The 19096-nt window shown below is 45.9% G+C and carries 19 protein-coding genes and 1 pseudogene; 15 read left to right on the top strand and 5 right to left on the bottom strand.

Annotation, left to right across the window (positions count from 1 at the left end; translation table 11 throughout):
• Positions 1–268 precede the first annotated feature (268 nt).
• A complete protein-coding gene (gene cysB, locus CWC22_RS12265; RefSeq protein ID WP_049866017.1) occupies positions 269–1246 on the top strand; it encodes an HTH-type transcriptional regulator CysB in 978 nt (325 codons plus the stop codon).
• An 87-nt stretch (positions 1247–1333) separates the two neighbouring features.
• Here cysB and CWC22_RS12260 read toward each other — a convergent pair whose 3' ends face one another.
• The 3 genes from CWC22_RS12260 to pabB all read right to left on the bottom strand — a co-directional run bounded on the left by CWC22_RS12260 (position 1334) and on the right by pabB (position 4803).
• Complete coding sequence (locus CWC22_RS12260) at positions 1334–2710, bottom strand: L-serine ammonia-lyase (protein ID WP_125561650.1); 1377 nt, start codon at positions 2708–2710, stop codon at positions 1334–1336.
• Between the two features lie 195 nt (positions 2711–2905).
• Complete coding sequence (locus CWC22_RS12255; protein ID WP_138539613.1) at positions 2906–3463, bottom strand: CoA pyrophosphatase; 558 nt, start codon at positions 3461–3463, stop codon at positions 2906–2908.
• Positions 3460–4803, bottom strand: coding sequence for an aminodeoxychorismate synthase component I (pabB, locus tag CWC22_RS12250; protein ID WP_138539612.1), 1344 nt, complete (start codon positions 4801–4803; stop codon positions 3460–3462). Before pabB ends, CWC22_RS12255 begins: the two co-directional genes overlap by 4 nt.
• A gap of 225 nt (positions 4804–5028) precedes the next feature.
• Here pabB and CWC22_RS12245 point away from each other — a divergent pair, with 225 nt between their 5' ends.
• The 10 genes from CWC22_RS12245 (at position 5029) to CWC22_RS12200 (ending at position 15320) form a co-directional block, all read left to right on the top strand.
• Entirely contained in the window at positions 5029–6555 is a 1527-nt protein-coding gene (locus tag CWC22_RS12245; RefSeq protein ID WP_125561644.1) for a fumarate hydratase, read from the top strand.
• Positions 6556–6983: 428 nt separating this feature from the next.
• A complete protein-coding gene (locus CWC22_RS12240; protein WP_125561642.1) occupies positions 6984–8024 on the top strand; it encodes a Leu/Phe/Val dehydrogenase in 1041 nt (346 codons plus the stop codon).
• A gap of 52 nt (positions 8025–8076) precedes the next feature.
• Entirely contained in the window at positions 8077–8724 is a 648-nt protein-coding gene (locus CWC22_RS12235; protein WP_138539611.1) for a CatA-like O-acetyltransferase, read from the top strand.
• A gap of 395 nt (positions 8725–9119) precedes the next feature.
• Entirely contained in the window at positions 9120–9890 is a 771-nt protein-coding gene (locus tag CWC22_RS12230; protein ID WP_010381823.1) for a DUF3450 domain-containing protein, read from the top strand.
• 6 nt (positions 9891–9896) lie between these two features.
• Positions 9897–11261 (top strand): MotA/TolQ/ExbB proton channel family protein, encoded by a 1365-nt coding sequence (locus CWC22_RS12225; protein WP_125561638.1) that lies wholly within the window; start codon positions 9897–9899, stop codon positions 11259–11261.
• Entirely contained in the window at positions 11261–11785 is a 525-nt protein-coding gene (locus tag CWC22_RS12220) for a MotA/TolQ/ExbB proton channel family protein (RefSeq protein ID WP_125561636.1), read from the top strand. The genes CWC22_RS12225 and CWC22_RS12220 overlap by 1 nt, the downstream gene beginning before the upstream one ends.
• A 14-nt stretch (positions 11786–11799) precedes the next feature.
• Complete coding sequence (locus CWC22_RS12215; RefSeq protein ID WP_010381814.1) at positions 11800–12204, top strand: ExbD/TolR family protein; 405 nt, start codon at positions 11800–11802, stop codon at positions 12202–12204.
• Positions 12204–12818, top strand: a complete 615-nt coding sequence (locus CWC22_RS12210; RefSeq protein WP_021032687.1) for an energy transducer TonB — start codon at positions 12204–12206, stop codon at positions 12816–12818. The genes CWC22_RS12215 and CWC22_RS12210 overlap by 1 nt, the downstream gene beginning before the upstream one ends.
• Before the next feature lie 12 nt (positions 12819–12830).
• Positions 12831–14093, top strand: a complete 1263-nt coding sequence (locus CWC22_RS12205) for a tetratricopeptide repeat protein (protein ID WP_138539610.1) — start codon at positions 12831–12833, stop codon at positions 14091–14093.
• 198 nt (positions 14094–14291) lie between these two features.
• A complete protein-coding gene (locus tag CWC22_RS12200) occupies positions 14292–15320 on the top strand; it encodes a hypothetical protein (protein ID WP_138539609.1) in 1029 nt (342 codons plus the stop codon).
• Here CWC22_RS12200 and CWC22_RS12195 read toward each other — a convergent pair.
• Together CWC22_RS12195 and CWC22_RS12190 are read right to left on the bottom strand one after the other, a co-directional pair.
• Positions 15307–15660 (bottom strand): TraR/DksA C4-type zinc finger protein, encoded by a 354-nt coding sequence (locus CWC22_RS12195; RefSeq protein ID WP_058795722.1) that lies wholly within the window; start codon positions 15658–15660, stop codon positions 15307–15309. The genes CWC22_RS12200 and CWC22_RS12195 overlap by 14 nt on opposite strands.
• A gap of 35 nt (positions 15661–15695) precedes the next feature.
• Positions 15696–16688 (bottom strand): tRNA-dihydrouridine synthase, encoded by a 993-nt coding sequence (locus CWC22_RS12190; protein WP_138539608.1) that lies wholly within the window; start codon positions 16686–16688, stop codon positions 15696–15698.
• A gap of 165 nt (positions 16689–16853) precedes the next feature.
• Here CWC22_RS12190 and CWC22_RS12185 point away from each other — a divergent pair.
• The 4 genes and pseudogenes from CWC22_RS12185 to CWC22_RS24560 all read left to right on the top strand — a co-directional run.
• Positions 16854–17183, top strand: a pseudogene (locus CWC22_RS12185) (hypothetical protein); the annotation flags it as partial.
• Between the two features lie 28 nt (positions 17184–17211).
• Positions 17212–18048, top strand: coding sequence for a DUF692 domain-containing protein (locus CWC22_RS12180; protein WP_138539606.1), 837 nt, complete (start codon positions 17212–17214; stop codon positions 18046–18048).
• Positions 18048–18794 (top strand): DNA-binding domain-containing protein, encoded by a 747-nt coding sequence (locus CWC22_RS12175; RefSeq protein ID WP_125561626.1) that lies wholly within the window; start codon positions 18048–18050, stop codon positions 18792–18794. The genes CWC22_RS12180 and CWC22_RS12175 overlap by 1 nt, the downstream gene beginning before the upstream one ends.
• Positions 18795–18941: 147 nt before the next feature.
• Complete coding sequence (locus CWC22_RS24560) at positions 18942–19064, top strand: hypothetical protein (RefSeq protein ID WP_010381788.1); 123 nt, start codon at positions 18942–18944, stop codon at positions 19062–19064.
• Positions 19065–19096 lie beyond the last annotated feature (32 nt).

The following is a 19096-nucleotide window of genomic DNA, read 5'->3' as shown; positions in this document are numbered from 1 at the left end:
CTTCGTAAATCATACAGCTGACAGTTTTTTTATATTACATCAAATAATTGGGGATTGAACAGTGTTAATAACAAGAGACTTGAAAATCCACCAAATTCCATCATTTTTTAGTATAGCTTAATGCTTGGAAGCTGGCTCTAATACACTGGGGAAAGTATTGTCCTATCGGATATACTATAATTATGCTAGGCTGAGTCATTATTTGCCTGTATCTAACGATAATTGGCCTAGTCGTACACCAGATAACAATTAAAACAAACGCTTAGTTATGAAATTACAACAACTGAAATACATAGTTGAAGTTCTGAATCACAATCTCAATGTGTCAGCAACCGCAGAAAGCTTGTATACCTCCCAGCCGGGAATTTCCAAGCAGGTGCGTATGCTGGAGGACGAGCTTGGTGTACAGATCTTTGGCCGCAGTGGCAAACATCTCACACATGTTACCAGTGCAGGCAATGAAATTATAAATATTGCCCGAGAGATATTGTCGAAGGTAGAAGGCATTAAAGCCGTTGCCAATGAACACACTTTACCCGATCAAGGTAAGCTTAATATCGCGACTACACATACTCAGGCGCGTTATGCATTACCGAATGTGATCCAGGGGTTCATGCAAAAGTATCCGGCCGTGTCATTACATATGCACCAGGGTACACCGCAACAGATCTCGGATGCTGCTGCGCGAGGTGATGCAGACTTCGCCATCGCAACGGAGGCGCTTCATCTTTACGGCGATCTGATCATGCTGCCTTGCTATCACTGGAATCGCAGTATTGTGGTGACGAAAGATCATCCATTGGCAAAGAAAGGCAGTAATATTACGGTTCAGGATGTCGCTAAGTTTCCTTTGATCACTTACGTGTTTGGTTTTACCGGACGCTCTGAACTGGATAAAGCTTTTAATGCGCATGGGCTGTCTCCGCATATTGTGTTCACCGCCACGGATGCCGATGTGATTAAAACCTATGTCCGATTAGGGTTGGGCGTGGGTGTGCTGGCAACAATGGCAGTTGATGAAATCACAGACAATGACCTGGTATGCATTGATGCCAGTCATCTGTTTGAGGCAAGTACAACCAAGATTGGATTCAGAAAGGGTAGTTTCTTGCGTGGTTACATGTACGATTTTATCGAACGTTTTGCACCACACCTGACTAAAGATTTGGTTGAACGCGCCAGCCTGATGCGCAATCAGGACGATGTGGATGCGCTGTTTGAAAACACTGAGTTACCAGTCAAATAAATGAGCACACCAGGTTGCTGAATGCGACCTGATATCAGACATTAAAAAAGCCGCAAAAGCGGCTTTTTTAATGTCTGACGGTACGGATTAACATTCAATGATATTAACCGCGAGTCCACCACGTGCCGTTTCTTTGTACTTGGTTTTCATATCATTACCAGTATCCAGCATGGTTTTGATAACCTTATCCAAAGAGACTTTTTGCTCGCCGCTGCCACGCATGGCAAGACGTGATGCGTTAATGGCTTTTACGGCGCCCATGGCGTTTCGCTCAATACATGGTACCTGTACCAATCCACCGACCGGGTCGCAAGTTAACCCCAGGTTATGTTCCATTCCTATTTCAGCGGCATTTTCCACGTGTACCACATTACCACCCATGATTTCTGTGAGTGCGCCAGCTGCCATAGAGCAGGCCACACCTACTTCACCCTGGCAGCCAACTTCAGCACCAGAAATAGAGGCATTTTTCTTATACAGAATACCAATTGCTGCGGCAGTGAGCAGGTAGCGCGTTGCTATCTCGGCATCCACTTCTTTGATAAACGTATGATAATACATGAGTACCGCAGGTAGGATCCCGGCAGCACCATTTGTGGGTGCCGTTACTACGCGGCCGCCAGCAGCATTTTCTTCATTAACGGCCAGCGCAAACAGATCAACCCAGTCCATTGCCCGAAGTGGATCGTTGCTGTTTTCAACATTTAGTTTTAAATACAAACTTGGCGCGCGGCGCTTTACTTTTAGCCCGCCAGGTAAAATGCCTTCAGTGCGCATACCGCGTTCAATACACGCTTTCATCACTTCCCAGATATGAAACAACTCTGTTTTGATTTCTTGTTCACTGCGGAGCGTTTTTTCATTGTGCATCATGAGCGAAGAGACACTCAGGCCTGTTTCTTTACACATCTCGAGCAGTTGTTGCGCATTCTCAAAAGGGTAAGGCGCTGGATTTTGCTCACGTACATCTAGCGCTGCTTGTTTCTCAGTATCAAACTGCTCTTCAGTGACAATAAAACCACCGCCGATAGAATAATAAATCTGGCTATGTACGAGCTCTGCACCCGAATAAGCTTGAAGCTCCATGGCATTGGAGTGCTTAGGCAGCGTTTTACGGCGATGAAAGACAATTGCGCCTTGTTTAGGAAAATCGGCTTTATGGGTTTTATCCAGGTAAATCACCTGCTCACGCTCAATGGTATCCAGGATCTCAGGGACTTTGTCCGCATCTACCGACTCAGGATCATATCCAGCCAGCCCTAAGATCACCGCTTTACCAGAACCATGCCCAATACCAGTCTGACCTAATGAGCCGAATAACTCTACTTTTACTGATGTGACTTTATCAATAATGCGGCTACTTTGCAGGTCTTTCACAAACAAGCGCGAAGCACGCATAGGTCCAACAGTATGGGAAGATGACGGTCCAATACCAACACTGAACATGTCAAATGCACTAATCATAAATTCTACTCAACATTGCCTCTGAACGGGCGCACATCATAACGTTAATTATTGCATAAGTAACCCACTTCACAGCAAAATTGTATACAGTTTTATCTGGACATGCAGGTATTGTAACCAATGGTGAGTAAAATATATTGAAATGTAATCAAAATCACTTAGTTAGTGGGGTGGCAGATACGCGTGTTTGGCTGGTCAGGCTACTCTGTTCAGCAACTGTTGAACAATCTTCGCTGTGGCTCCCCAAAGTAACCCATGCTCTGTCATGAGGGCGTTGAAGGTCACCGTTTTTCCTTGTAATCGCGTCTGCACAGGTTGCCAGACACCTTGTTGTGCGAGCAAAGACAATGGCAGGGTGAACACTTGCTCCACCTCATCACTGTGGGTTTGCCAGGTCGCACTGTGTGCTAAGGTTGCCAGCACAGGCGTAATACGAAAGCCGGTCAGTGTTGTATGCAAAGGTAAAATACCAACCGGGTTAACTAGTAGTGGATCAAGGGCAATTTCTTCCTGACTCTCTCGTAATGCCGTAGTGATCACTGATTTGTCTTGTAATTCAACTTTACCACCCGGAAAACAGAGCTGACTTGGATGGCTGCGCAGTTGCGCACTGCGCTTGCAAAGCAGCAGGGATGCTTCCCCATCCACCTCGAGTAAGGGGACTAATACCGCGCTTTCTTGTCCTTGTCCTGATGCTGGCACGTGATCTGAAGCACTTAAACTAAAGCGGCTAATGACATGTTGTAGATTCATAGTACAGGGAGTATTTTGTTCACCTTGTGATAAGTCTCCTGATACTCTAACTCACAGTCTGAGTCTGCGACAATCCCCCCTCCGGCCCAGCAGTGAATTTTTTGCTGATGGCAAACTAAGGTTCGGATAGTGATCGAGGTGTCCATTGCTCCACAAGCACTCAGATAGCCAATTGAGCCGCAGTAAGCGCTGCGCCGGTGAGGTTCAAGTTCTTCGATGATTTCCATTGCCCGGATCTTCGGTGCACCTGTGATTGAGCCTCCCGGGAATGCGGCTTTGAGTTGATCAACGGCTGTTTTGCCTGTTGCCAATTGCGCCGTGACTGTACTAACTAGATGGTGAACAGCCGGAAAGCTTTCAATTTCGAATAGCTTGGGCACTTGCACACTACCAGGCGTTGCCACTTTGCCAAGGTCATTGCGTAGCAAGTCTACAATCATCACATTCTCTGCGCGATCTTTGCGGCTCTGTTGTAACCGGGTGGCTTGCTGCGCATCTGCTTGTTTGTCGTCGTGTATTCTGGGCAAAGTGCCCTTGATTGGTTTGGTCTCAACCTGGCCATTGCGTACTGAGATAAAGCGCTCTGGTGACACAGACACGATAGCATCCTCACCAAGATTAATAAAAGCAGAAAAAGGTGCCTGGTTATTTGCGCGCAGCGTTTTATAGGCCTGCCAGGGCGAGCCGTGATAATCGGCACTGAATCTTTGCGCCAGATTTATCTGATAACAGTCGCCGCTTTTCAGATAGTCGTGGATACTGGCGAATTTGTGCGCATATTCTGACTGGGTCATATTGGCCTGCCAGCGACTGGTTAGCGTGAAAGTATCATCATCACGGCCACCTTGTTCAATCAGTGACAGGTAAGTACTCAGCCGGTTGTATCCTGGTTGCGTAACAAAGTACCATTGGTTGCTCAGGTTATCGCGTATCAGAGCATCGGGGTAAAGACCGGCTATCATGTCTGGCAGTGCAATATCCTGCATCGCGATTTTGGGCATGGCCTCTATGTATCGGCCGAGATCGTAGCCAAAGTAACCGAGCCAGCCACCCGTGAAGGGAATATCTGAATGAGGCCTTGAATCGAGCTCTGTAAGCTTGTCTTGCATTACCGTGAAGCCATCTTGCTCAACCTGCTCACCGTCGAGGTAAAACTGACCGTCTCTGGCTTCGAGTATACACAGTGGGTTGATACTCATGATATCGAAGCGGCTATTTTCGTGATTGGCGTCACTGGAATCGAGCAAGATTGCCAGTTGCTGGGAGGCGAGGGTGCCAAACACCTCGATGGTTGACAAAGAAATGTCTAGTTCAATGGAGTTACTACTTGGATTTGTCATTTACTGAACCCGAATGCTAGCCCGAAACGGGCGAGGAGGGTATCATAATTGTCATTGAATCCCTAGAGCGTTACCTTATATTCCATCGAACGATTTTAGATAAGTGTCGGACTTTGGTCGCTAGTCTATGATTGCGATACTCACTCATCGCAAGATGGTATATAATCGCGCCTCTCAATAAACACCGGTTTGCCTCGTCACAGGCCGGAGAATAAAGGAACCGTCATGAGTACTATTCGTCAGCAAGACTTCATTGACAGCATCGAAGATGCATTGCAATACATTTCTTACTATCATCCGTTGGATTTTGTGCAAGCTTTAGAAAAGGCGTACGACAAAGAGCAAAGTAAAGCGGCCAAAGATGCCATCGCGCAGATCTTAATTAACTCGCGTATGTCAGCAGAGGGCAAACGTCCTTTGTGTCAGGATACCGGGATCGTGACTTGCTTTGTAAAGGTCGGTATGGATGTTAAATGGGATAAAACAGACTTGACTGTTCAACAAATGGTAGATGAAGGCACACGCCGCGCCTATACCAACCCGGATAACCCATTGCGTGCTTCAATCGTTGCGGACCCTGCTGGTGCTCGTAAAAATACCAAAGACAATACACCTTCTGTTGTTCACATTGATATGGTCCCGGGCGCAGAAGTTGAGGTGATGATCGCTGCCAAAGGCGGTGGCTCTGAAAACAAGACCAAAATGGTCATGCTTAATCCATCAGACGATGTTGCTGCCTGGGTAGAGAAAACATTGCCAACAATGGGCGCTGGCTGGTGTCCGCCTGGCATGCTGGGTATTGGTATCGGTGGTACCGCAGAAAAAGCCGCGGTTCTGGCAAAAGAATCATTGATGGATCCAGTTGATATCCATGAGCTACTTGAGCGTGGCGCGGAAACAGCAGAAGAGAAACTGCGTCTAGAAATCTTCGAGCGCGCAAACAAGCTCGGTATTGGTGCACAGGGTTTGGGTGGCTTAACTACCGTGGTTGACGTGAAAATCAAGTCTGCGCCTACCCACGCTGCCTCTAAGCCAGTAGTGATGATCCCAAATTGTGCTGCGACACGTCACGTACATTTCACTCTGGACGGCTCAGGCCCTGCTGATCTTAAAGCGCCTAAACTGGAAGACTGGCCAGAAGTGACCTGGGAAGTCGGGGAAGATACTCGTCGTGTTAACCTGGATGAAATCACGAAAGAGGATATTCAGGATTGGAAAATGGGCGAGACCGTGTTGTTATCGGGTAAGATCCTGACGGGTCGTGATGCAGCACATAAGCGTTTGCAGGACATGATTAACTCAGGTGAAGGGTTGCCAGACGGGGTTGATCTGACCAACAAGTTCATTTATTACGTAGGTCCGGTAGATGCTGTAGGTGATGAGGTAGTTGGTCCTGCTGGTCCAACAACATCGACCCGTATGGACAAGTTCACTGATCTGATGTTAGAGAAGACTGGCCTGATCGGCATGATAGGTAAAGCAGAGCGTGGTCCAGCGACTGTAGAGTCCATCAAAGAAAACAAAGCTGTTTATCTGATGGCTGTGGGTGGTGCTGCATATCTGGTAGCTAAAGCGATTAAGAAATCTAAAGTTGTTGCGTTTGAAGACCTGGGAATGGAAGCTATCTACGAATTTGAAGTAGAAGACATGCCTGTCACTGTGGCTGTAGACAGCAACGGTGTTAACGCACACACTCAAGGTCCGGCAATTTGGAAAGCTAAGATTGAAGAGCTTGATAGTAAGCTGAAATAACGGTAATCCTGAGTGACTTAAAAGAAGAGGGCATGTCCCTCTTTTTTTGATCTTGTCGCTGTGTATTTTGCTGAATTGGCTTCAGACGCCATACTTTGCAACTGCGATTCAGCGTTTCTTAACGTGCTCACCTCCTCATCAGACCTCTATTTATCGTACAAATAACCGTACACAATCGTTTGTGTTGACGTTTACGTAAAGATTAACCTCTAAAAATCGTTAAAATAGTGAAGAATTAAACTCATATATTCAAATGAAATGCATAATCAAGCCGATATATGACTATTTAATGTATCATGAAGGCAGGTTTAACGCTTTTAAGGTCAATATCAACTCATATTGTGGATTGGTTAGAGAGTTAGTGATACAGTTCGATGAATTTCAGCGCTATCTGACTTAAAGTCAGTCTATAACGGAGAACAAACAAAGTGGCTGTATTTAACCAAGTTGAATTTGATAACCACGAACAAGTAGTTTTTTGTTCTGATGAAGCATCGGGCTTGAAGGCAATCATTGCTGTTCATAATACTAAGCTTGGTCCTGCGGTTGGCGGATGTCGCCTTTGGGACTATGCAGATGATGCCGATGCAGTCTATGACGTATTGCGTCTTTCAAAGGGCATGACTTATAAAAACGCCGTCGCGCGTTTGCCTTTTGGCGGTGGTAAATCTGTGATCATTGGTGATGCTAAGAAAATCAAATCTGAAGCGTTATTCAGAGCGTTTGGCAAACACCTTGAACGCCTCGGTGGTAGCTACTATTCAGCAGAAGACGTTAACATCACCACAGGTGATGTAATGACAATGCATAAAGAGACTAATTATGTAATGGGTCTCGAAGGCAAAAGCGGTAACCCGTCGCCTTTCACTGCATTGGGCACGTTCCTAGGTATTAAGGCTGCTTACCAACACAAGCATGGTCATCAAGACCTGTCTGGTGTGAAAGTATCCGTTCAGGGGCTGGGCGCGGTTGCTTACACTTTGTGTAAATACTTGCACGAAGCGGGTGCTGAGCTGTTTGTGACCGATATCAATCAGGCATCGATTGATAAAGTCGTGAATGACTTTGGCGCAACAGCGGTGAGCATTGATGAAATCTACGACCTGGAAGTAGATGTTTACGCGCCGTGTGCACTAGGTGCAACAGTAAACGATGAAACTATCCCTCGTATTAAAGCTAGCATCATTGCTGGCTGTGCGAATAACCAGCTTGCTGAATCAAGACATGGTGAGATCTTGCGCGAAAAGGGTGTGCTTTATGCACCTGACTATGTCATTAATGCGGGTGGTATCATCAATGTATATTACGAGACAAAACCTGAGGGGTACAGCGAAGAGGCGGCAACTAAGCACGTTGAGGGCATCTACGACACCCTGACTGAAATCTTTGCTCGTTCTGATGCTGAGCAAAAATCAACGCATCTGATTGCCGATGAGTTGGCACAAGAGATCATCGCAAACGGTTTGTAATCGTAAGCTGATACACTCAATATAGAGGGGAGTATTCCCTCTATATTGAATTATGAAAAAAATCACTCCCTCAGACTGGCCCAGAGCCGAACATTTTGAATTTTATTTAGGTTTCGACCAGCCTTATTTTAATATTACGACCCGCCTGAAGATGGGCACGCTGTACACACTTTGCAAGCAACAGCAACTCTCTTTTACCTTTAGCTATTTGTATTGTCTGAGCAAAGCCTGTCAGAAATACGAGCCTATCCGCTACCGAATAATGAATGAACACCCATGTGTTGTTGATCAAGTTGAGATGAGCTGTGTATTTTTGCGTGAAGACAGAAGCTTTCGATTTGTGCCTTTGGTTGCTTGTGAAGGTATCCACGACTACATTAAAGAGAATGTAGCGCAGAAAAATGCGTATCTGGAACAGCCTTTGGTTAGTGAACACTTTTTGGCGACTTCTGAGACTCCACAGCAACTTTATTTATCCATATTGCCTTGGTTGGATTTCAGTAGCTTCAGCCATGCCCGAAACGCAAAAGATAACCTTGGTATTCCAAAGTGTGTTTTCGGTCGCTTTGATGTGCAAACAGGTGAATTGCCATTCTCTATTGAAGTACACCATGCTTTGATGGATGGCTTACATGTAGCGGAATTTATCCAGGAAATAGAAATTCAGTGCCGGTTATTGTGTGAACAGTTATTAGGCTAAGTCTTCCTTTCTGGCTGTATTCGCTGTTGCACAAAGGTGAATGCTAAGTGTTCAGTCGGTGCCTAGATCCTTGATATTAAAAACGAAATAAATTACTAAGTTGTGCAAATTTAAGGCTGTAGATTAGGGCTAAATAGCTGTAATAAAATGTAAATAAAGTTGCTTTGTGTATGAAATATAAGTGCTTAAGGTTTTTATTCTTGGTTTCCTTGTTAATACAATGTTTTTTTTCAATTTATTTCATCGCGACAAGCAAAAATTGTTTTAAACATGAAGTTGACATGGGCAATAGCATTTAGCATTATTGCACGGTTGATACTGCTAAAAGTATCCGGGGTACTCTCTAAGAGAGTGCAAAAATTATAAAAGTAACATTACTTAATTGGTTGGGAACTATGTCTGTTAAAATCAGAAAGAGCCTTGTAGCTTCAGCGCTTTTTGGCGCAGCGGCAATTGCAAGCAGCAATGTGATGGCAGATCCTTTGAATGACATACAAAAAGTAGGTCAGCAAACTCAAACGGCTGCTAAAAAGTCTCAAGACAAGATTGATGGTATCTACGGTCAAACTATCGAAATGGTAGCTGAGTACCGTGGAATTGTTGACGAAACAGAACTTCTGAAAGTTTACAACGACCACGTAGCACGTTTGGTTGCAGACCAAAATGCAAATATCGAATCTCTAGAACGTCAGATCGCGACGGTTGATAAAACTAAGCAAGACGTTGTGCCTTTGATGTATCGCATGATTGATACACTCGAGCAATTCATCAAAGCGGACGTGCCGTTTGATACTGAAAAGCGTCTAGAGCGTATTGAGAGATTACGTGAGACACTTACTAATGCAAAAGTAACGACGTCTGAAAAATACCGTCAGGTACTTGAAGCATACAGCATTGAAACCAACTATGGTTCTGCAATGGTTGCTTCTCAAGGTTCACTTGAGATCAACGGTAAAAACATCAATGTTGACTTCGCCCGTCTAGGCCGTATCGCATTTGTTGCTCAGTCTTTCGACCAGAAGCAAGCGTGGGTTTGGAACACCAGCAGCAAGCAGTGGGATCAGTTAGGTGAAGAATATCTGAAGCCTATTAAAGACATGATCCGTATCGCACGTGGTCAGGCTGCCCCAGAACTAGTTAAACTACCTATTTTCGGCGCGGAGTAATAAAACATGAAGAAACTATTTAAAGGTTTTGCCGTTGCTGCAGCATTAACAGTTTCTGCTGGTGGCGCATTGAACGCACATGCAAGCACTGAGTCTCTGGATAAAATCCTTGAGCAAGTAAAGCAGAACCGTATCTCTGAAGGTAAAATCAACAAAGCTCGCGAACAAGAGTTCCTGTCAGATCGTGCTGACAAGCAAGCTTTGCTGAACAAAGCTAAGCGCGACCTTGCTGCTGAAAAAGCACGTGGTGAGCGTCTTAACAAGGAATTCAAGCAAAACGAAGTAACACTTGCTGAGAAAGAAACTGAACTACTTAACGCACAGGGTACCCTGGGTGAGATGTTCGGTGTGGTACGTCGTAACGCTGCTGAAGCAATCGGTGCTATCGAAGCGTCAATCATCAGTGCTGAAAAGCCTGGACGTTCAGAAGTACTTCGTTCACTGGCAGCTGCTAAAGAACTACCAACTACTCGCGAGTTGGAAGAGCTTTGGATTGCTTTCCAAACTGAAATGACTGAGTCTGCAAAAATCTCTACTTTCGAATCTGAAGTAGCTGAACTAAGCGGCGACATCAATGTTAAACAAGTAACTCGTGTTGGTAACTTCAACCTAGTAACTAAAGACGGCTACGTTGTTTACGATGCAGAAAACAAACAAATCGTACCTTTAGGTAAGCAACCTTCTTCAGACGTTCTAGCAACTGTTGCTGATCTTCTGAGCACGTCTGCTGACCAGTACACACCTTTCGTTGTTGACCCAACGCGTGGTGCTATCCTACGTCTGAACACTCAGCGTGCAACTGTTGAAGAACGTTGGCACCAGGGTGACACAGTAGGTTACATCATCACTGCATTGTTGGCACTTGGTGCATTAATCGCTGTTGTTCGTTTCCTAGACCTAATGCTGGTTGGTGCGAAGATCAAGGCACAAATCAAGAACGCTAACAACCCAAGTGACAGCAACCCACTGGGTCGTATCTTGAAAGTGTACCACGACAACAAGAACCAAGACGTTGAAAACCTTGAGCTTAAACTTGACGAAGCAATTCTACGTGAAACGCCTCGTATCGAAGCTGGTATCAACATCATCAAGATCCTTGCAGCTATCGCACCTCTACTAGGTCTACTAGGTACGGTTGTTGGTATGATCCTGACGTTCGAATCAATCACACTATTTGGTACTGGTGATCCGAAGATCATGGCAGGTAACATCTCTCTAGCTCTTGTTACTACTGCGCTTGGTCTAATTGCTGCGCTACCGTTAATCCTACTTCACGCTATCGTTGCGGGTCGTAGTAAATCTATCCTACACATTCTTGACGAGCAAAGCGCGGGTATCGTTGCTGCGCACGCGGAGAAGGAGAGAGCATAATGCTAGTCCTGGTGGAGACGTGGGAATCTATCAGGGATTTTGTTGCTACAGGCGGCGATGTATTATACGTGGTCGCGATAGCACTCTTTCTAATGTGGGTATTAATGATTGAGCGCTATTGGTTCCTATTGGCTGAGTTTCCTAAAATTAAGAAGGGAATTGTAGCCAGATGGGATGCCCGCCAAGATACTACATCTTGGTACGCACACAGAATCCGCGATGCATGGATTTCTGAAGCGTCTGAAAAATTAGATGAGCGCATGTTGATTATCAAAACATTGGTTGCAATGTGTCCGTTAATCGGTCTACTAGGTACAGTGACAGGTATGATTTCGGTATTCGAAACCATGGCTACACAAGGTACAGGTAACCCTCGATTGATGGCCTCAGGCATCTCAATGGCAACGATACCAACAATGGCTGGAATGGTTGCGGCACTATCAGGTGTATTCTTTAGCACCCGTCTTGAAGCGAGAGCGAAGATGGCTAAAGAGAAACTAATTGATAGCTTGCCACATCACTAGAGAGAGATTTTATTATGGCACGTAAACAACGTTTTCGTGAGGAAGAAGAAGCAGCAGTAGACATGACCCCGATGCTTGACATCGTATTCATCATGTTGATCTTCTTCATCGTTACTACCTCTTTTGTTAAAGAGGCTGGTATTGAAGTTAAAAAGCCAAAAGCTGCGCAGGCACAACAAACTAAGAATGCGAACATCTTCATCGCTATCCGTGAAAACGGTGAGATTTGGATGGATAAGCGTCAGGTTGATGTTGAGCGTGTAAGTGCGAACCTTGAAAATCTGTTAGCTGAGCAACAAACCGAGACCGTTATTATCCAGGCGGATAAAGGCGCGAAACACGGTGTAGTTGTTAAGGTAATGGACCAGATTAAGGCAACTGACGACGCCTTGAAGATTTCAATAGCTGGAGCTAAGTGATGATTCGATTTCTGTTTTCACTTCTTGCAGGTGGGGCAGTAACCTTCGGCTTATTCTTCTTTATGTCCTATCTTATCTCAGGAGGAGCGGATAGGGCTGATAATAAGAAGGAAGAGATCATAGTCGAGATTATGTCGAATCCGCCTGAATCAGATGTGCAGGAGAGGAAGCGTGTACCGCCTCCACCTCCTCCACCGCCAAAGCAGCCGCCTAAACCGCAGCCGCCTCAGCCTGAGAATGCTAACCCAAATGCAGGTGCAATTGGCTTTAACATGCCAAGCATTGACATCGGTGGCACAGCTGGTGGTTTAAGTGGTCCTGGTGATTTCGGTCGTGACGGTGAAGCAACACCTATCGTTCGTATCGAACCTAAGTATCCGCCTCAAGCAGCGCGTGATGGTAAAGAAGGCTGGGTACAGCTGCGCTTCACTATCAACGAGCTGGGCGGTGTAGATGACATTGAGATCATCGATGCTGAACCAAAGCGTATTTTCAACCGTGAAGCAAAACGTGCGCTTCGCAAATGGAAGTACAGACCTAAAATCGTTGATGGTAAGCCTCAGAAACAGCCAGGTATTACTGTACAACTCGACTTTAAACTTAACCAAGACTAATAGGAGTAAGGTATGAAGCAAATGTCTAAAGCAACAGCTCTTGCTCTGATGATGTCTTTGGCTGGCGGTGCTTTAAGCACTGCCACATTTGCCGCCCCTGATCCTGCAAAGATCGAAGCGCGCAAAAATGCCAAAACTAAGGTTATGGGTGAGCGAGTTGGTAAAAAGGTTATCAAAGCGTTTGACTTGTATAACGAAGACAAAGTTGATGAAGCGATTGCATTATTGCTTGAAATCGACGCGTCTGACGACTTCGACCGCGCTACGGTAAACCGTTACCTGGGTAACTTGTATGCTCAGAAAGAAGAGTATCAAACAGCAATCAAGTACATCCGTCAGGCGATTGCGCCAGATGTGCTGAACTTTAAAGATCAAGGCGATCTAATTAAGTTGTTAGGTGACCTTCTGATTGGTACTGAGCAATACGACGGTGCCAAGAAAGCTTACTACGACTGGATGGATTTCACTGGCGAGCTAGATGCTAAAGTGTATGGCCGTATTGCTCAGGCAAACTATGAACTCAAGCAGTTCAGAGATGTGATTGAGCCGGCGGACCAGGCAATTGCGCTAAACAAAGAAGAACCAAATAAGTCATTCTATATGCTTAAAATTGGTTCTTACTTTGAGCTTAAGCAGTTCAAAAACGCCGTAAAGGTGGCTGAAGAGCTGGTGAAACTGTTCCCTGAAGACCCGAAAATGTGGACTCAGTTGGGCTCCTTCTATATGCAAACGGAAGACTACAAAAAAGGTCAAACCGTGATGGAAGTGGCTTATAAAAATGGTTATTTTGAAAAAGAAAACCATTATAAAATTCTGAGCAGCTACTACTCATTGAACGAAATTCCATACAAAGCCGCTAAGGTGATGGAAAAGTCGGTCAAAGAGGAGAAGGTTAAGCGCACTAAGCAAAACGTGACGGCTGTTGCCAGCTACTATCATCAGGCTAAGCACATCAGCGATGCTGCTAAGTACTATGAAGAAGCTGCAAAGTTTGACGAAGATGCTGAGTTATACCGCAAAGCTGGTAGCTTGTTACTTCAGGATCAGCAGTACAGCGCAGCCGTTGTTCGTTTGAACAAAGCGTTGGAACTGGGTTCTGAGAAAAAAGGCACAATCTACTCAGACTTGGCGGAAGCTTACCTGTATCAGGAAAAGTATAAGCAAGCATATACTGCGATTGTTAAGGCTCAGGAAGATCCTAGAACACGTAAATTTGCTCGCAGCTGGGCCTCTTTCATTAAAGAGAAAGCACAGCGTAAAGGCATCAGCCTTTAAGTCGAAAAAGCCCCGCAAGGGGCTTTTTGCTTTTATAGCCCCAGCTCACCTAACGCTGTCATCCACAGTGATATATTCGAGCTTAGTACGCTGATTTAAGTACTAAAATCTCTCCTCATCTTTGTTATAATCTAACCCGATTGGGATCAGCTGTGCCTAGTGCATATCTGCAACGTGAAACAAAGTGGATAAACCGACATGAAAACCTCTCGGCATTATGTGTCCTCAGCACTTGTGCTGCTAACTATGATTGGCGGCTGCACTGAGCCGCAAGTAAACCTCCCTTACACAGAGTTGTCGGCGCAGCTCAGGCAACTTAATTGGTTTTCATCTGTAAGTCAGTCGCAGGGTTTACCTGAGAATGACCTTGCCGGATTACCTTTTACAGAACTTTATCTGAAAAAACGTCACGATCTTTTACAGCGCGCAGACTTGAGTAGTTTTACGGAAATAGCAGCTCAGGAAAGTCAGTATCTGAGCATACAGCAGAGATACCCTGAACGCTTTTTACCCTGGCCGGTACATATTAATCTCCCCAAGGTTGCACAAGAGCGTGGTGTGTTGTCGTCTCAACTGGATACCTGGTACGGATATGTAGAGTCACGTCTGAGCGAAGCCCGGGAAAGTAAAATTGTGCTTAACCGGTTAGAGAGAAATCAGTTGCTTGAACATCTTACGCCTGAGGTAACCAGACAATCACAAGCTGCGCAGCAGCTGGCGGAGTATTTGGAAAGTTATCGGGTCAGGTCGTCTCTGGGGATGTACCAGCTGCCGAACGGCAAAGAGTGGTATCAGAGCAAGCTCAATTTCTATGGTGGCTCTGTGAGTGCACCTGAATCCTTGTTTAGTAAATTACAGAGTGTAACGAATGATACCAGGGACGTTATGGTACGGGTGAATTACAAGGCAAGTGATCCTTTGGTACATCAGCTGCTGGCTAAGTGCGATAAAGTTGCGGGTTTAAACTGGCGGGACCAATTCGTATCTTTGCGCCAAACTGTCAGTCAGTGTGATACCAAGTGGACCAAAGGCGAACTTCAATTCGCCGCAGTCATGATGGAAGTGGATTTGGGGGTGCATTACTTTGCGTGGTCGCAGAAACAAGCTCTGTTGGCACTGCAGTCTAGGTTAGCGCTGAATGAAGACCAGGCCTTTGTTTTGCTGAAGAATATCCTTTTCTTTCCTGCAACCAGTTTTGTGTTGTTAAACCAAGTTACTTCTGCTTAGCCAGGCATTCAAGGCACCTTTGTGCGGCCGGGTCAACGGCGAGCAGGGTGTCTTCAATTTTCTTCTCACAGTCACAGCAGTAGCCAAACTGGCCTATGTCCATCTGGCAAATTGCGGCTTCTACTTTGACCAAGCGTTCAAAGTTCGGAAATTGACCCGGACAGATCCTGTCTGTTGCGATATCGACCCATTCGTGTGGTGGCGCTGACTGTAATGTGCTGATCAACGCCTCGGTCGCATGGTTACTGGCTTGTTTTAAATCCGCAAGAAACTCGTGTCGGATCTGGTCGAGCTCAGCCTGCAGTTTTACCTGATAGTGATTCTTTAAATTCTCATTCATGGCGCTCTTCTCCTTTTCTGAGCATCCATTATCTATTAGGCAGTCGGCTCATTGTTATGATTTGAATCAATCAGCGGGGACTTTGCGTATTTATCCAGCACGGTTACCACGTCATCTTTGCTTTTCAGACGTTTTATCTCATCGAATAAGGTATGAGCCTGAGGGTATTGTAACTTTAAGTAACCTAGCCACTGCTTGGTGCGTGATGAAAAGTACTTTTCACCTACCTCAGGGTCCTGATGCATTGAGGAATGTAATATGTGATAAACCACTTCCTGCCACTCAAGTGGACGGTAGTCTCGTCCTTCGATGTGTGCTTTTATCTTGGCTGCCAGATCTGGGGTGGCCAATGCGCCCCGGCCTAACATCAGATTGTCGCAGGCGCTGCGCTGCTGGCAACGAATTGCATCCTCTACTTGCCAGATTTCGCCATTGGCGACAACAGGAATTGTCAGCCTTTCCAGAAGCGGAGGAATTTTCTCCCAGTAGGCCGGTGGTTTATAGCCATCACGTTTGGTGCGGGCGTGGATCACCAGGCTGGATGCGCCTGCGCTTTGTACGGCGTCGACAATCTCTGTGCTGTTTGCATCGTCGTCAAAGCCAAGTCGAATTTTGGCACTGACTTCGTGCTCTTGCGGTACTGCTTCGCGAACAGCGCGAATGATTTGATATATTTGCTCAGGCTCTTTGAGCAGTACTGCGCCACCTTTACTCTTGTTGACCGTCTTAGCTGGACACCCAAAATTAAGATCAACACCGTGAGAGCCCAGCTTTACAGCTTTTCTGGCATTAGCGGCCAACGCCTGTGGCACCTGGCCAAGCAGTTGAATACGCACAGGCGTGCCTGCGCGGGTTAACCCGCCATTGAGCAGCTCAGGACAGTAACGCACAAAGACACGGCGCGGCAGTGTCAGGTCTACAACACGAATAAACTCAGTGACACACATATCGAACCCACCAAGATCGGTGAGCAGTTCACGCATTTTAAAATCGACAACGCCCTCCATCGGGGCCAAAAATAGCTTCATTATTACCGCACCAGAAAAAATTCGCGCTATTCTATACGAGAGGAGCAGATTATTAATAGGGAAATGGAGATAAAAATTTCTCAAATGCTGAAATAAATATCTTCAGTCCGTGGTCTACTAAGCGAATCATCCATTTTTTATTGCTACCGATTGAGAGAGAACAACATGAAATCAGTAAAGAAAACTAACACACTTGCAATGACATTAGGTGCCGCTGTCGTTACTGCGGCTACATTTAGCGCACCAGAGGCTGCTGCTAATCCATTTAGCTTTGAGCAGATGACGGCTGGTTATCAGTTAGACGCAGGTGAAGGTAAATGCGGCGAAGGCAAATGTGGCGGCGATGCTAAAGGTAAAAAAGAAGGCAAATGCGGCGAAGGTAAATGTGGCGGCGATGCCAAAGGTAAAAAAGAAGGTAAATGCGGCGAAGGTAAATGTGGTGGCAAAACCAAAAAAGAAGGTAAGTGTGGTGAAGGCAAGTGCGGTGGCCACGCATAATCAGTGATTAGGCTAAGGAGTGATAATGAATAAACCGTTTGGTATGGTTGGCATGGGCCTGAGGCGTGAAATGCTGGATGACATTCTGGCTGTACCGCCTCCGCAGGTAGACTATTACGAAGTCGCCCCCGAAAACTGGATGACGCTCGGTGGCAAATACGCTGCTCAGTTTTCAGAGTTAACGGCCCGGCACCCATTTGTCTGTCATGGTTTGTCATTATCACTCGGATCACCAGCACCGCTTGATACCGAGTTTGTCAGTAATCTGAAAACCTTTTTTAGCCAGCATAACATACGGTGCTATAGCGAGCACTTGAGCTATTGTTCAGGGGACGGGCACATGTACGATTTGATGCCGATCCCTTTCACTGAAGAAGCTGTAATGCACACCGCAGCAAGGATCCGGGAAGTACAAGCACGCCTGGAGCGTCGCATCGCGGTAGAAAACGTTTCCTATTACGCTGCGCCTGGTCAGCAATTATCGGAGCTGAACTTTACCCTGGCGGTATTGGAAGAGGCCGATTGTGATTTGCTGCTGGATGTGAACAATATTTACGTCAACTCAATTAATCATGGTTATGATGCCAACGCGTTTCTTGCGGCAATGCCCAGTGAGCGCATTGCATATGGCCACATAGCTGGTCATTATGTTGAGGCTGAAGACCTGCTGGTCGATACGCATGGCGATGCAGTGTGCGACCCTGTCTGGCAGCTGTTGCAGGAGGCGTATCGCATACATGGTGTGTTTCCGACTTTGCTTGAACGAGACTTCAACATTCCGCCGATGCCTCAGTTATTGGATGAGGTGGATCAGATCCATGCTGTACAGCGTCTGGATAAATCACAAAGAGGGATCGCTTGATGTCATTTCAGCAAATCCAGGCCGATTTTATGGCCCACATTAAAAATCCGATCAAATATCCCGCGCCGAAGGGTATTGAAGACAGGCGGATGCAAGTTTATCGCGAGCTATTTTTTAATAATATTGAAGGGTTTGTCGCCTCCACATTTCCGGTGCTGAAAAGCCTATATGATGAACAAACTTGGTTAACTCTGGTGCGGGCGTTTTTTAGTCAGCATGACTGCCTGTCTCCCTACTTTTTGGAGATCAGTCGGGAGTTTTTGGGCTTTCTGCAAGAGGAGTATACACCCACACCTGCTGATCCGCCTTTTATGCTCGAACTGGCCCATTATGAGTGGACTGAGTTGGAAGTGGCTATTGTACAGGAAGCCGAAGCGGAGTTGCCAATACCGCTGCCTTTGTCTGAACAATCGGGGCTTCATCTGGCGCAAGCTGCACGGAGTGTAAGTTATCAGTATCCGGTGCATCAGATAACTTGTGACTATCAGCCTCAAAGTACCTCAGGCCCTCATTGCTTTATCGTTTATCGCGATAGGGCATTTGACGTACAATTTATCGAAACTAATCCAATGACGGCATTGTTGATCCAAAACATTGTTGTTAACCCCGGGATAACCATAGGCGCGTTGGCCGCACATCTGGCCGAGCAATTTAGCCAATTTGACAAAGAGACCCTGATCAATGGTGCGATCCAGACGCTCAGTCAGTTTGTTCGCCTTGGTATATTGGTCGATAAAAAAGCATAATTCCCCTTTATCAGTTTGTTAAGTTCGATTATTATGGGCGCCGTTTTGTCGTGCTTATGCTGAGTGCAGGACAGGCGGCTGATCCCGGGCAGTTTTGCCCTCTTCAGGCTGCTTGCTCACCCAGCGCTTAATAAATAAAGGTGTAATATGTCTAAAGGTGATTTCAAAGATCCGTTCAACGCGAAGTATTTCCTGGCTTTTATCGCTGTATTTGCTGGCATTGGTTGCCTGAATGCAATTCTAGGCTGGGCGACTGCACTGAGCGCTTAATCGCTACATAGAACCTAGAGTTAAAAAGCCAC

Source organism: Pseudoalteromonas rubra (genome assembly GCF_005886805.2).
In the GTDB taxonomy this organism is placed as follows: domain Bacteria; phylum Pseudomonadota; class Gammaproteobacteria; order Enterobacterales; family Alteromonadaceae; genus Pseudoalteromonas; species Pseudoalteromonas rubra_D.
The sequence above is the reverse complement of the archived record's forward strand: the minus strand, read 5'-3'. Positions and strand labels throughout refer to the sequence as shown.

Coding starts and splice junctions, on each gene's coding strand:
- cysB (WP_049866017.1), top strand. CDS start 269: ATGAAATTACAACAACTGAAATACATAGTTGAAGTTCTGAATCACAAT.
- CWC22_RS12220 (WP_125561636.1), top strand. CDS start 11,261: ATGCTAGTCCTGGTGGAGACGTGGGAATCTATCAGGGATTTTGTTGCT.
- CWC22_RS12255 (WP_138539613.1), bottom strand. CDS start 3,463: ATGAATCTACAACATGTCATTAGCCGCTTTAGTTTAAGTGCTTCAGAT.
- CWC22_RS12260 (WP_125561650.1), bottom strand. CDS start 2,710: ATGATTAGTGCATTTGACATGTTCAGTGTTGGTATTGGACCGTCATCT.
- CWC22_RS12195 (WP_058795722.1), bottom strand. CDS start 15,660: ATGAATGAGAATTTAAAGAATCACTATCAGGTAAAACTGCAGGCTGAG.
- CWC22_RS24560 (WP_010381788.1), top strand. CDS start 18,942: ATGTCTAAAGGTGATTTCAAAGATCCGTTCAACGCGAAGTATTTCCTG.
- CWC22_RS12180 (WP_138539606.1), top strand. CDS start 17,212: ATGAATAAACCGTTTGGTATGGTTGGCATGGGCCTGAGGCGTGAAATG.
- CWC22_RS12175 (WP_125561626.1), top strand. CDS start 18,048: ATGTCATTTCAGCAAATCCAGGCCGATTTTATGGCCCACATTAAAAAT.
- CWC22_RS12235 (WP_138539611.1), top strand. CDS start 8,077: ATGAAAAAAATCACTCCCTCAGACTGGCCCAGAGCCGAACATTTTGAA.
- CWC22_RS12215 (WP_010381814.1), top strand. CDS start 11,800: ATGGCACGTAAACAACGTTTTCGTGAGGAAGAAGAAGCAGCAGTAGAC.
- CWC22_RS12190 (WP_138539608.1), bottom strand. CDS start 16,688: ATGAAGCTATTTTTGGCCCCGATGGAGGGCGTTGTCGATTTTAAAATG.
- CWC22_RS12245 (WP_125561644.1), top strand. CDS start 5,029: ATGAGTACTATTCGTCAGCAAGACTTCATTGACAGCATCGAAGATGCA.
- pabB (WP_138539612.1), bottom strand. CDS start 4,803: ATGACAAATCCAAGTAGTAACTCCATTGAACTAGACATTTCTTTGTCA.
- CWC22_RS12230 (WP_010381823.1), top strand. CDS start 9,120: ATGTCTGTTAAAATCAGAAAGAGCCTTGTAGCTTCAGCGCTTTTTGGC.
- CWC22_RS12200 (WP_138539609.1), top strand. CDS start 14,292: ATGAAAACCTCTCGGCATTATGTGTCCTCAGCACTTGTGCTGCTAACT.
- CWC22_RS12205 (WP_138539610.1), top strand. CDS start 12,831: ATGAAGCAAATGTCTAAAGCAACAGCTCTTGCTCTGATGATGTCTTTG.
- CWC22_RS12210 (WP_021032687.1), top strand. CDS start 12,204: ATGATTCGATTTCTGTTTTCACTTCTTGCAGGTGGGGCAGTAACCTTC.
- CWC22_RS12225 (WP_125561638.1), top strand. CDS start 9,897: ATGAAGAAACTATTTAAAGGTTTTGCCGTTGCTGCAGCATTAACAGTT.